At 66.0% G+C, this 12,495-nt stretch carries 12 protein-coding genes and 1 tRNA gene; 6 read left to right on the forward strand and 7 right to left on the reverse strand.

Annotated features, from left to right (window positions below; all coding sequences use genetic code 11):
• Positions 1 to 30: 30 nt before the first annotated feature.
• Entirely contained in the window at positions 31 to 1,032 is a 1,002-nt protein-coding gene (locus ASF98_RS15925) for a hypothetical protein (RefSeq protein ID WP_055803578.1), read from the reverse strand.
• A gap of 145 nt (positions 1,033 to 1,177) precedes the next feature.
• On the opposite strand from ASF98_RS15925, the gene pepN reads away from it, so the two are divergent.
• Positions 1,178 to 3,730, forward strand: coding sequence for an aminopeptidase N (gene pepN / locus ASF98_RS15930; protein ID WP_055803580.1), 2,553 nt, complete (start codon positions 1,178 to 1,180; stop codon positions 3,728 to 3,730).
• A gap of 107 nt (positions 3,731 to 3,837) precedes the next feature.
• Positions 3,838 to 4,317 carry an OsmC family protein gene (locus tag ASF98_RS15935; protein ID WP_055803583.1) on the forward strand — a complete coding sequence of 160 codons (480 nt, stop codon included), beginning with the start codon at positions 3,838 to 3,840 and terminating at the stop codon, positions 4,315 to 4,317.
• A 2-nt stretch (positions 4,318 to 4,319) separates the two neighbouring features.
• Here ASF98_RS15935 and ASF98_RS15940 read toward each other — a convergent pair whose 3' ends face one another.
• Entirely contained in the window at positions 4,320 to 5,321 is a 1,002-nt protein-coding gene (locus ASF98_RS15940) for an NAD-dependent epimerase/dehydratase family protein (protein WP_055803586.1), read from the reverse strand.
• A 108-nt stretch (positions 5,322 to 5,429) separates the two neighbouring features.
• On the opposite strand from ASF98_RS15940, the gene ASF98_RS15945 reads away from it, so the two are divergent.
• Both ASF98_RS15945 and ASF98_RS15950 read left to right on the forward strand, forming a co-directional pair.
• Positions 5,430 to 6,095: a mechanosensitive ion channel family protein gene (locus ASF98_RS15945; RefSeq protein ID WP_055803588.1), complete on the forward strand. Its 666-nt coding sequence runs from the start codon at positions 5,430 to 5,432 to the stop codon at positions 6,093 to 6,095.
• Positions 6,096 to 6,099: 4 nt separating this feature from the next.
• Entirely contained in the window at positions 6,100 to 6,558 is a 459-nt protein-coding gene (locus ASF98_RS15950) for a globin (RefSeq protein ID WP_055803591.1), read from the forward strand.
• 25 nt (positions 6,559 to 6,583) lie between these two features.
• Here ASF98_RS15950 and ASF98_RS15955 read toward each other — a convergent pair whose 3' ends face one another.
• Both ASF98_RS15955 and ASF98_RS15960 read right to left on the reverse strand, forming a co-directional pair.
• Positions 6,584 to 7,291: a Pr6Pr family membrane protein gene (locus ASF98_RS15955; protein ID WP_055803594.1), complete on the reverse strand. Its 708-nt coding sequence runs from the start codon at positions 7,289 to 7,291 to the stop codon at positions 6,584 to 6,586.
• A gap of 39 nt (positions 7,292 to 7,330) precedes the next feature.
• Entirely contained in the window at positions 7,331 to 7,990 is a 660-nt protein-coding gene (locus ASF98_RS15960; protein ID WP_055803597.1) for a hypothetical protein, read from the reverse strand.
• Between the two features lie 63 nt (positions 7,991 to 8,053).
• Here ASF98_RS15960 and ASF98_RS15965 point away from each other — a divergent pair, with 63 nt between their 5' ends.
• Complete coding sequence (locus ASF98_RS15965) at positions 8,054 to 9,034, forward strand: acyl-CoA thioesterase (RefSeq protein WP_055803600.1); 981 nt, start codon at positions 8,054 to 8,056, stop codon at positions 9,032 to 9,034.
• 117 nt (positions 9,035 to 9,151) lie between these two features.
• On the opposite strand, the gene ettA is transcribed toward ASF98_RS15965, so the two are convergent.
• The 3 genes from ettA to ssb all read right to left on the reverse strand — a co-directional run bounded on the left by ettA (position 9,152) and on the right by ssb (position 12,114).
• Positions 9,152 to 10,834 (reverse strand): energy-dependent translational throttle protein EttA, encoded by a 1,683-nt coding sequence (gene ettA / locus ASF98_RS15970; protein WP_055803603.1) that lies wholly within the window; start codon positions 10,832 to 10,834, stop codon positions 9,152 to 9,154.
• Positions 10,835 to 10,917: 83 nt separating this feature from the next.
• On the reverse strand, positions 10,918 to 11,394 hold the full coding sequence (locus tag ASF98_RS15975) for a DUF6993 domain-containing protein (RefSeq protein WP_326950358.1): 477 nt from the start codon (positions 11,392 to 11,394) through the stop codon (positions 10,918 to 10,920).
• A 174-nt stretch (positions 11,395 to 11,568) separates the two neighbouring features.
• Positions 11,569 to 12,114 (reverse strand): single-stranded DNA-binding protein, encoded by a 546-nt coding sequence (gene ssb / locus ASF98_RS15980; RefSeq protein WP_055803606.1) that lies wholly within the window; start codon positions 12,112 to 12,114, stop codon positions 11,569 to 11,571.
• Positions 12,115 to 12,334: 220 nt separating this feature from the next.
• Here ssb and ASF98_RS15985 point away from each other — a divergent pair.
• Positions 12,335 to 12,407 (forward strand) — tRNA-Arg (locus ASF98_RS15985).
• The last annotated feature ends 88 nt before the right edge of the window (positions 12,408 to 12,495 follow it).

A 12,495-nucleotide genomic window follows, 5' to 3' on the forward strand; every position in this document is an offset into this window, starting at 1 on the left:
GACGCCTGCGGCGAAACCCGGCCAGCGAACTCAGGGCTGGGGCGGGCGCTTCTCGCCGCGGGCCCGGGCGGCGACGCGGGACAGGACGGCGGCCACTCTTTCGGCGGAGTCGGGGCTCCCGCCACTGACGGCCGCTTTCCTTCCGTCCGCGCGGTTGACGACGACGGCGGGGCCGCTGCTGACTAGCATGGCGGTGGTCCCGCCGTGGTGGCGGTAGCCCCAGCCGCCGTAGTCTGCGGCGCGGACATCGGCCGGCGTTGCCGAGGAAATCGCCGACGCCGGAATTTCCATCACGCGCACGAATCCGGCAGCGAAAACCCGCAACCCGTTCCGGTCAACGATGACCCGGGCGAAGAGGAAGGCGGCGGCCAGCACCGCCAAGACCACCAGGAGGAGGCCCAGCCACGGGACGGCGATGGAGACAAGGGCGGCCGGGAACAGCGAGGCGACGCCCAGCATCACAAACACGGAGCTGCGCGCATGGACCCACAGCCGCACTGAATCCGCCGCCAGCTCGGGGTCCGATTCGCGCTCCAGCGCCTCCCGCAAGGCGCGCTCATCGTCCACTGACCACCGCTCGTCGGCCTTGAAAACGAAGCCCATGATGACGCCCAGGGGCAGTGCCGCCCCGCTCCCGAGTGCCAGGACGGACATATCCACACGTGCTTCGCGGACATCGGCGATTCCCGCCTGACCCACGAGCACTGCCGCCAGCACCGTGGTGACAAAGAGACTGAGGCTGAGCCCGGCGCCCATCATCAAACGCCGCATGACGGCGGGCCGGCTCAACGGCACAGCCTGCCCCAGGACGAGCCAGCCCACCACCGCGATCATCAGGCCGCCCCAGGCCACAAAGGCGGAGAACGGCGCAAAACCGGTCGGTCCGGCCTCGGACCACAGCACCGCCATGGGGTCCGGCACATCCGTCCGGAGCAGGAAGGCACAGACGACGAATGCGACAGCCAGCAATGCAGGGAAACCCACCGCGAACCGCAGTGCCCTGACGTCCACCGAGTCCCTGAACTTTCCCATACCCCAACGCTACTCCGTGCGGATGCCGCGTGATCCACCTAACTTGCCATCGCCGGGTGAAGTGAAAGAATAACTTCACAGTGCCGGCAATGACCGTTGCCGGCCGGCAACCGCAACCCTTTCTGGAGGCCCCACCTTGCCAGGCATGAACCTGACGCGCGCCGAAGCCCGTGAGCGCGCCAAACTCATCTCCGTTGAGTCCTACGACGTCAGCCTGGACCTGACCCAGGGTGACAAAGTCTTCGGATCCACTACTGCCGTAAAGTTCAGCGCCCGGCCCGGATCCTCCACCTTCATCGACGCGATAACCCACAAGGTCCACAGCGTCATGCTGAACGGCCTTGAACTCGACCCGGCGGAGGTGTCCGACGGTGTCCGCATCCAGCTGCCGTACCTCGCCGCGGAGAACGATCTGCTGGTGGTTGCCGAGGCGCCCTACATGAACACCGGCGAAGGGCTCCACCGCTTCGTGGACCCGGTCGACAACGAGGTCTACCTGTATACGCAGTTCGAGGTTCCGGATTCGCGCCGGATGTTCGCGGTGTTCGAGCAGCCCGACCTCAAGGCGAGCTTTACGTTCACCGTCACCGCGCCGTCGCACTGGAACCTGGTGTCCAACTCCCCCACGCCTGTCCCCATCGAAACCATTCCCGGTGAAGACGGCGGCGCCCGCTCGGTCTGGGAGTTCGCTGCCACGCCCCGGCTGTCCTCCTACGTCACGGCACTGATCGCCGGTCCGTACCAATCGGTGCGCAGCGAGGTGAAGTGCGCCGACGGGCGCGTCGTTCCCCTGGGCGTGTTTGCGCGCAAATCGCTCATGCAATACCTCGACGCCGACAACATATTCGAACTCACCCGCCAGGGATTCGAGTTCTTCGAGGCGCAGTTCGGCTGCCCTTATCCGTTCGCGAAGTACGACCAGCTCTTCGTGCCCGAGTTCAATGCCGGCGCGATGGAAAACGCAGGCGCCGTGACCATCCTGGAGGGCTATGTGTTCCGCGGGAAGGTCACGGGCGCGCAGGTGGAACGCCGCGCCATCACTGTGCTGCACGAGCTCGCGCACATGTGGTTCGGCGACCTGGTCACCATGCGCTGGTGGAACGACCTGTGGCTCAACGAATCGTTCGCCGAGTACATGTCGCACCTGGCTGCGGTGGAGAACACCGAGTTTGACCATGCCTGGACCACGTTTGCCTCGGTGGAGAAGTCGTGGGCCTACCGCCAGGACCAGCTGCCCACCACGCACCCCATATTCGCCGAGATCAACGACCTGCAGGACGTTGAAGTGAACTTCGACGGCATCACGTACGCCAAGGGCGCCTCGGTGCTGCGCCAGCTGGTGGCCTGGGTGGGTCCGGAGCAATTCATGTCCGGAGTCCGCGAATACTTCAGCAAGCATGCGTGGCAGAACACCGAGCTCAGCGACCTCATGGTGGAGCTGGAAAAGGCCAGCGGCCGCGACCTGGACGAGTGGGGGCGCCTGTGGCTTGAAACCGCCGGTGTCAACACGTTGACTCCTGATGTGGCGGTGGATTCTTCGGGAGCCATCACCTCATTCAGCATCGTGCAGTCCGCGGTGGCCGAGCAGCCCACCCTTCGCCCCCACCGCCTCGCTGTCGGCTTTTACGACGTCACCGACGGGCAGCTTGTCCGGGTGCACCGCGAGGAACTGGACGTTGACGGTGAACGTACCGAGGTGCCCGCCCTGGCCGGCCTGCGGCAGCCGGACCTGATCCTGCTCAACGACGACGACCTCGCCTATGCCAAGGTCCGGCTCGATCCGAAGTCGCTGGCTACCGCAACGGCCCACCTGAAGGACTTCCGCGAGAGCCTGCCGCGGACGCTCGTCTGGGGTTCGGCCTGGGACGCTGCCCGCGACGGCGAAACACCGGCCCGCGGCTACGTCGACCTGATCCTCGCCAACATCGCGTCCGAATCCGATTCCTCGGTGATCCTGGTCCAGCTCCGCCAGTTGGCCACAACGCTCAGTTATTACGTAGCCGAGGAGCACCGGGAGAAGACGTCCGTGGCGGCAGCGGACACTCTCTGGGACCTGGCCGGTTCCGTGCCGGCGGGCTCGGATGCGCAATTGCAGTTCGTGAAGTCCTTCGCGCTGCTGGCGCGCAGCGACGGCCAGCTGGATACCGTTGCGGCACTGCTGGACGGCTCGGCCTCCCTGGCAGGACTCACCGTCGACCAGGATCTGCGGTGGGAGCTGCTTGCTTCGCTGGTGGCCGGCGGCCGGGCAGGCCAGGACCGGATTGACGCTGAACTCGAGCGGGACAACACCGCGAACGGCCAGAACGCGGCAGCGTTGGCCAAGGCCGCCATCCCCACGGCCGAGGCCAAGGCTGCGGCCTGGGATTCCATCGTGGTGAAGGGCGAGCTGTCCAACGCCCTGCAGGCCTCCGCGGTGGCAGGATTCACCCGGGTGCTGGACCCGGCGCTGCTGGCGCCGTACACGGAGAAGTATTTCGACGCCGTTCCCGGCATCGTTGCCAACCGCACCCACGCGCTCGCCCAGCAGATCGTCGTCGGACTTTACCCGGCCCAGCAGACCACCCAGGCAACTGTGGACCGGACGGACGAGTTCCTGGCCGCGCTGCCGGAGGAGGGCACCGCCCTGCGGCGCATGATGCTGGAAAACCGCGACGGCGTGGCGCGGGCGCTGCGGGCCCGCGAGGCCGACGTCGGATAGCCACCGGCATCTGTCCCCACGAACCGGAACCCCGGAGCTGCCGTGCCGCTGCCCCGGGGTTCCGGCGTTCGGCCTTATTAGAGGTGCTGCGTTACTAGAATTGCGGCATGACGCTTGATGAGCACCGCTACGCCGTGACTGTGCGATGGACCGGGAACCGCGGAGACGGAACGTCGACGTACCGGGGGTATTCCCGCGACCACGACATCGAAATCCCCGGGCTTCCCGTCCTCAAGGGGTCAGCCGACGCCACCTTCCACGGGGACAAGACGCGGTACAACCCCGAACAGCTGCTGTTGACCGCCCTGTCCCAGTGCCACATGCTCTCGTTCCTGCACGTGGCGGTGAAGCACGGCGTGGTGGTAACGGCGTACGAAGACCGTGCCGTGGGCTTGATGCGGACCAACCGTGACGGCAGCGGCCAGTTCGAATCCGCCACACTCAGGCCCGAAGTGACCGTTGCCGCCGCCGTGGACGCCGCGCTCCTGGTAAAGCTGCATCACGAGGCAAACAAGGTCTGCTTCATTGCCCGGAGCGTGAACTTTCCCGTGCTTCACGAAGCCTCAGTGCACGTTCAGGAACCCTAGCCTCAGGCAGGAATTGGTCCGGGCAGGAATTCTTCCACGAGCCGCCGCTCGGTTTCGGCGCTGAGCCCGGCTTTCCGTTCCCTGTCCAGGCCGCGGCGGCGTTCGTCCTCGAGCGTGTCCCGCAGTGTCTCCTGCCACGGCCGCAGGCTGAGGCCGGCCGCAACAGCCGCAGCGTTGGAGCGTGTGGCAAAACCGTCGTGGCCCGCCGGGAGCCAGAGCGGCAGTGAATCCGGACCTGCCCAGTACCCGATCCCCCGGGCAACCAGCCAGGCTTCCGGGACGCTGTACGACCGGCCGGAGTACATGCCCTGGCGCCGGGATTCATCCAGGTAGTCGCCGAACCGCACGGCGGTGCCCACCGCATTCAGGGCACCCGTGATCTGCAGTCCGGCGGCCTTCAGGATCCACGCGGCAAGGTCGCGGACGTCGATGACCTGCGTCGCGCTGGAGCCGATGTCCGGAATGATGGCGGGGGCGGCATCCCGGGCAAACCGTGCGGGCCAGTAGCCGTAACGGTCCGAACTGTCGCCGGGGCCGCCGATCAGCCCCGCCCGGCAGAGGTGGACCTTGCCCTCGGCGATGGTGGCCGCGTCGTGCTCAATCGCCGACTTCGCCTCGCCGTAGTTCTCCGGGACAGCGGCTGTGCCCGGCGTGAGCGGCGGTAGTAATGCGGCACTTTCGTCTGCGCCCGGCACCGAATGGTCTGCGTACACGGAGCAGCTGGACACTACTGTCCAGTGCGCTGCCATCGGCGCCAGCGCCTCGAGTGCGTCCCTGGCTTGCTCCGGATCACGGGTTACGTCGATGACGGCGTCCCAGTCCCCCAAGGCCTCATCGTAGGACTGGCGCCCGGTGGTGCGGTCAGCCCGCAGCCAGGCCGTCCCCTCCGGCGGGCCGGCCGTCGAACCGCGGGCAAGGCAGGTCACATCGTGGCCCGCGGCGGCCGCCTGCCGGGCAATTTCGGCTGACAGGAAAGCGGTGCCGCCAAGAATCAGGATGCGCATGTGGCCACGCTACGACGCTAGTGTTGAAGGTGAACAGAGTGTTATGCGCCCGGCGAACGCCCGGCAGCTCCGGCTGAAGCCGATAAGTAATAAGGAGCATCCCTGCCGATGTACAGCATGTTGTCGATCACCCCGCCCGCCACACCGGACATTTCCGGAATCAATGCCGCAGGAATTGTGATCAGCATCGGAGTGGGCGTCACGATCTGGCTCGTCGCCTCCTTCGTGATTGCCGGAATCACCAAGAGCGTGGCCGCCGGCACCACATTCTTCAAGAAGCCGCACTTCCGATGGGTGGCCCCGGCCCTGCGCGCCCTGGACCACGAACGCCGGGTCCAGCGCGCCAGGACGATCGGATCCCTGTTGAACAGCGTGGCGGGTGTCCTCATCGCCGTGATCACCATCATGTACGTGCTCAAGAACCTGGACGTGGACATCGCGCCGCTGCTGACGAGCGTGGGCATCCTGGGTGTCGCCATCGGCTTCGGCGCCCAGCAGCTGATCCGCGACTTCCTGGCCGGCATCTTCATCACCATCGAGGACCAGTACGGCATCGGCGACGTCATTGAGACCAGCGAAGTGGTAGGCACGGTCGAATCCATGGGCCTGCGCATCACCCGCGTCCGTTCCGACGACGGTGCCATCTGGTACCTGCGCAACGGCGAAATCCTGCGCGTGGGCAACCGCTCCCAAGGAAACTACGTGGCCCCGGCGGACGATTCCGCGGATGTGCCCGCCCCTGAGACCGCACCCCAGCAGAAGGCCGGAGAATAGAACCATGACGATTCCCAGCGCCGGCGAACCCCGCCAGCCACAGCAGCTGATGCAGAACGATCCCTTCACGCAGCCTGGTTACACCGACAACTTCTACGACGCAGTAGGCGGCCACGAGACCTTCGTGAAGCTCATCGACGTCTTCTACGACGGCGTGGCCACCGACCCGCTGCTCCGGCCGATGTATCCGGAAGAGAACCTGGGTCCGGCGAAACGGCGTTTCCTGATGTTCCTCGAGCAGTACTGGGGCGGCCCCACCACCTATGGCGAGGAACGCGGACACCCGCGGCTGCGCATGCGCCACATGCCGTTCCGCGTCACGCCCGAGGCCAAGGAGCGGTGGCTGCACCACATGCGAACAGCAGTGGACGCGCTGGAACTGCCGCCTCTCTATGAAGGCACCCTGTGGGACTACATGGAGCGCGCCGCTCTGTCCATGGTGAACAGCCCCTCGGACGCCTGAGGGCGGTCCCGCATCTAACGCTCGGTCAGGGCCGCTTCCGCCGCGTCGCGAGTGCGGCGCGTGCGTTGCCGCCAACATGCACCAGCAAGGCAATCACGAGGAACGCAACGAGCACCTGCGCCGTCGTAATCAGCGCGGCCGGCCAGCCGCCCTCGAGCGTCGGATCGAGGAAGTCGTACACGTACCAGCCATCGATGGCCCCGCGTATCCAGGAGTAGACGAGGAACGCGGACGGGTAGATGAGCCAGGTTAGCGGCCGCGACCATTTTCCGTGGACAGTCTTCGTGACCAGGAGCCAGTCGAGCGCGATGAACAGCGGAGCCAGGCGGTGGTGTGACAGCTGGGGCCAGTACATGTCCCAGCTCCACCACGGCTCGTCCGGCGGGGCGACGAGGACCGCGTAGATGATTCCCGTCATCACCAGATAGAACGTGAGTGCGCCCAGCACATGGTCCCACCACTCCGGCAGCCTCGCCCGCGTCCGGGCGGCGGAAACGACAAGGACCAGCCCCAGGACGAGGTTCGACTGAACCGTGAACTCCGAGTAGAGCTGGCCGACGTCCACGTCGCTGCCCGGAAGGGTGGCGTCGTACGTCTTCTGGACCAGGGCGACCAGAACAATGAGGCCCACCGCAAAGCGGAGCAGGCGGATCCAGATACGGTCGGGATGCAGCGCATCGTTGAAGGCGAGGTGCCGCTCGATCGGGGGAACCAGTACGGCCACGTCGCTCATGCGGTCAGTATGTCAGGCCGCCAGGGCTGGCGGGAGGAGCTAAAGTCCCGACCCTGTGCGCGCCAGGACGTGTCCGCGGGGTCCGCTGAGCCGGAACCAGCGCCCTGCCCGGTAGAGCTGCTGTTCACCGTCGGCTAGGAAGCCGAGGGTGAGGGCGGCGAAGGCCGCGCCCAGCGGCAGCCCGGCAGCGCCGGGGAGTTCCCTCCCCCAGACTGTGGCCCGGGCGTTGTTGACGATCAGCGCGCCGGGTTTGTCCGGGATGATGGCGGCGATCTCGGTGATACCGGCCTCTGCGGCCCGGCGCAGTTCAGCGTCCGGCAGTGTGGCGACGGGCTCCCAGCCCCTGCGGGGCGCACCGACGCCGGCCCACGATTCGGTGACGGTCACTGGCGGCAACGGCAGTTCGACGTCGTTCTCCCCCGCCCTGGCGAGCCGGTCAAGGACCGCCGAAATCGGAACGGTGACGTCGGTGTCCGCTGGCTGGGCCAGGGCCATGGTACGCAGCCCGAGGATCGTCGGCGTCGCCTCGCCCAGCAGCCTGGGGCGCAGCACGCACACGTAAGCGGCCAGTACCGGGCCGGAGGCCTGGAGGCGGATGGCGCCGTCGTCGATCGACTTGGCGCGGGTGGCAAAGGTGCGCAGATCGGCGAGGTCGCGGGGATCGGTGAACTGCAAGGGCTGGGTTAGGACGTCAGACACAATATCGACTCTACCGGCTGTGCCTCTTTGGGACGGCGCCGGAGTCACGTCTAAAGTCGAACCATGACTGAAGCCGATGCCGGACTGCAGGGGACACCGCCCGTGGACCCTACCTCCTCGCTTATTGAACTCCTTGACCTCGGCGAGCTTGAGGGTGCCCGGACCGATGAGGACATCTTCATGGGGCCATCCCAGCGCCAGCCGCGGCAGCGTGTCTTCGGCGGCCAGGTCCTGGCACAATCGCTCATCGCCGCAAACCGTACTGTTGACCCCGCGCGCAGCGTGCATTCCATGCACGGATATTTCCTGCGACCGGGTGATGCCAACAAGCCCATTACGTTCGGCGTCCAGCGGCTGAGGGACGGCCGTTCATTCTCGGCCCGCCGGGTGCACGCGTACCAGGATGGCATGCCCATCCTGTCCATGATCGCCTCCTTCCAGGAGGAAGACGAGGGAATCGACCACCAGTCCGCCATGCCCGCGGGCATCCCCGACCCCGAATCGCTGCCCAGCACTGCGGATCTCCTGGGCAAGTTCGACCACCCGGTGGCACGGCACTGGGCCTACGAGCGTCCCTTCGATATCCGGCACGTGAACCCGCCGCTGTATGTTTCGGCCAACGGTGAGAGGGAAGCCCGCAATGCCGTGTGGATGAAGACCTTCGGGCCGATGCCGGACGACGCCAACACGCACCGCGCGGCCCTTGCCTACGCCAGTGACTACACGCTGCTGGAATCCATTCTGCGCAAACACGGTCTCAGCTGGATCACGCCGGGCATGAGCGTCGCAAGCCTCGACCATGCCATGTGGTGGCACCGGCCCGTTCGCGTCGATGAATGGCTACTGTACGTTCAGGAATCTCCGAGCGCCCAAGGCGCCCGCGGGCTGGCCACCGGCAAGATCTTCAGCCGCGACGGGCAGCACGTGGCCACGGTGGCACAGGAGGGCATGGTCCGGGTTCCGACCGACCTCAAAAGCAAAGTTGCGGGCGCTGTCCAGGCAAAGGTCCTCCAGCACCAGCTGCGCAAATCCGGGAAGGACTGACCCGGCAGTTTCGGAGCGCGGCCGACGACGGCCCACTCCCGGCTGTTGGCGGGGATGCAAAAGGCCGGCTCCCCGAAGGGAGCCGGCCTTTTTGCATGACCGCGGTGGCTGTGGGGCCTAGTCGCGGGTCAGGCGGCGGTGCGTGACGCGGTGCGGCTTGGCCGCATCCGGGCCCAGGCGCTCCACCTTGTTCTCTTCGTACGACTCGAAGTTTCCTTCGAACCAATACCATTTCGACGGGTTTTCCTCGTCACCTTCATAGGCGAGGATGTGGGTGGCCACCCGGTCCAGGAACCAGCGGTCGTGCGACACCACCACGGCGCAGCCGGGGAACTCCAGCAGTGCGTTCTCGAGGCTGCTGAGCGTTTCGACGTCGAGGTCGTTGGTCGGTTCGTCAAGGAGCAGCAAGTTGCCGCCCTGCTTGAGGGTCAGCGCCAGGTTCAGGCGGTTGCGCTCACCACCGGAGAGGACACCCGCCTTCTTCTGCTGGTCCGGGCCCTTGAATCCGAACGCCGCTACATAGGCGCGGGACGGCATTTCAACGTGGCCCACCTGGATGTAGTCGAGGCCGTCGGACACAACTTCCCAGAGTGTCTTGTTGGGGTCAATGCCGCCGCGGCTCTGGTCAGCGTAGGAGATCTTGACCGAGTCGCCGATTTTCAGGTCGCCGCCGTCCAGCGGCTCCAGGCCCACGATGGTCTTGAACAGGGTGGTCTTGCCGACACCGTTGGGGCCGATGACGCCGACGATGCCGTTACGGGGCAGCGTAAAGGACAGTCCGTCGATGAGGGTCCGGTCCTCGAAGCCCTTCTGCAGGTTCTTCGCCTCGAGCACCAGGCCGCCGAGGCGGGGTCCCGGCGGGATCTGGATCTCTTCGAAGTCGAGCTTGCGGGTACGGTCCGCCTCTGCGGCCATCTCCTCGTAGCGGGCCAGGCGCGCCTTGGACTTGGTCTGGCGGCCCTTCGCGTTGGAGCGGACCCATTCGAGTTCTTCGGTGAGGCGCTTGGCCTGCTTGGCGTCCTTCTTGCCTTGGACTTCCAGGCGGGCGCGCTTCTTCTCCAGGTAGGTGGAGTAGTTGCCTTCGTACGGGTAAAGGTGCCCGCGGTCGACCTCTGCGATCCATTCCGCGACGTGGTCGAGGAAGTACCGGTCGTGGGTTACGGCGAGGACGGCGCCGGCGTAGCTGGAGAGGTGCTGCTCCAGCCAGAGGACGCTTTCGGCGTCGAGGTGGTTGGTGGGCTCGTCCAGCAGCAGGAGGTCAGGTTTCTGCAGCAGGAGCTTGCACAGCGCGACGCGGCGGCGCTCACCACCGGAGAGGAGGGTGACGTCGGCATCGGCCGGCGGACAGCGGAGGGCATCCATGGCCTGCTCGAGCTGGGAATCGAGGTCCCATGCGTCGGCGGCGTCGATGGCTTCCTGGAGCTGGCCCATTTCCTCCAGCAGGGTGTCGTAGTCGGCGTCGGGGTTTGCCATTTCCTCGGAGATCTCGTTGAAACGCTGGATCTTGCCGTAGATCTCGCCGACGCCTTCCTGGACGTTGCCCAGGACGGTCTTCTCCTCGTTCAGCGGCGGCTCCTGGAGCAGGATGCCCACCGTGTAGCCGGGGCTCAGCCGCGCCTCACCGTTGGAGGGAGTGTCCAGGCCAGCCATGATCTTGAGGATGGTGGACTTACCGGCACCGTTGGGGCCAACAACACCGATCTTTGCACCCGGGAAGAAGGACATGCTCACATCGTCGAGAATGAGTTTTTCGCCAACAGCCTTGCGGGCCTTGGTCATTGTGTAGATAAATTCCGCCATGGTTCCAAATCTAGTGGGTCGGCGGGGTTAACTCACATTCGCGGTTGTCATCGGTGGGTGGTTGGTAGCGGTCCGGTTGAGGCTCAGCCGCCGACGAAGCACTTTCCGGTTGCCAGCACGGGCAGGACTGTGACGACGACACTTCCGTCGCGGATCTGGCCGATCACACAATCCGCACCCTGCAGGGCGGCGGCCTCAATGGCGTCGACCTCCAGGCCTGTAGGCGTGCGGCTGGCGGATACCTGCAACGAACCGGCGGGTATTCCCGCACCGGTCAAGGCCGCAGTCAACTGTTCCTGCCCCGGTTTGGGGTTGGCCGCGGCGACTCCCTGCAGGGCGTTGGTCACAGTGTCCTTCAACCTGGCAGTCGCCGCGTCGGGTTCCGGCTCCGCGGCAGCGCCTGTGGCAGTGGTCGCGGTCCCGGCTGGCGTTGCAGGCTGCGCCGCCTCCGATGCCGGCACAGCGGCCGGGGAAGCCGACGGCGAGGCCGGGGATCCGGAGTCCGTGCTGGTGCAACCGGCGAGGGCCACCGCAAGCATGGAAGCTGCGAGGAGCAGCACTGGCGCGCCCGTTAGGCGCCGTCGGGTTCCGAACTGTCGCGTTCCGGACCGGCTGATCCGGTACCGGCGAATTCCGGATTGTCGCTGGGATGTCTCTGCTCGGATCACTTGGCCATTCTGCCATGCGGCACCGCAGGGGGACGGTGCCGCACTGGCGGCATCAACGGGATGTGTTCAGGCGGCGGCCCCGGTAAGTTCGCCCGTCTCCGAGTCAAGCTGCAGGACGTCACCGTTTTCGTCGTCAACGAAGATCCCGTCTGCGGACGTATCGCCGGTTTCATCGGGGTCGGCAGGGTCGCCAATGCCCTGGGTGTCGGAGGCAGAACCTTGCGGGTCCTGGCCCGTGCCCTGCTGCGCGGGGTTACCGGCGTTGCGGATGAAATTGGCCGAACCCCACATGAGGTCGTGGCCGACGGAGTCTGCGTCGATCTCGGCAGAGTGGTAAATCCGGCCTTCCTTTTCCCAGCTCCGCATTTTGAGCCTTCCCACGATGATGACCCGCTGGCCCTTTTTGATGCTGCAGGCCATGTTGCCGGCAAGCTGCCGATAGCCCTGAACGGTGAACCAGTTGGTATTCCCATCGACCCACGTACCGGATGCGCGATCGTACCGGCGGTCCGTGGAGCCGAGCCGGAAGGATGCCGTTGGGACGCCCCCGGGCGTGGTGGAGGTCTTGATCTCCGTGGCGACGAAGCCCCGGACGGTCATATTGTCAGTCATCTTGGTGTCCTGTCTCGAATGATGATGCCCTAGCAGGCACCTTCAGCTTCACGCCGCAACGCAGCCGTTTCGAGGCACGGCTCCCCCTATGTGCAAAACTCCGGGGAACAAGGGGTTGTTGGGGATGAGTCGAAACGCCGCACACGGGCTGACTGGCCGAACGCGCGCGGCACTGTAAACTTTTCTAGGCGCCGCCGGAGCAGTCCGGAGGCGCCCACGTGCCCCAGTAGCTCAGGGGATAGAGCAGCGGCCTTCTAATCCGCCGGTCGGGGGTTCGATTCCCTCCTGGGGCACAAGAACGAGGCGGCCCGCCCCTGCATCAACTGCAGGGGCGGGCCGCTTTGTTCATTCTGCGGACCTCAGGATTCGAGACCTCCATCG

Origin of the sequence: Arthrobacter sp. Leaf337 (genome assembly GCF_001423745.1) — a bacterium.
GTDB lineage: Bacteria > Actinomycetota > Actinomycetes > Actinomycetales > Micrococcaceae > Arthrobacter.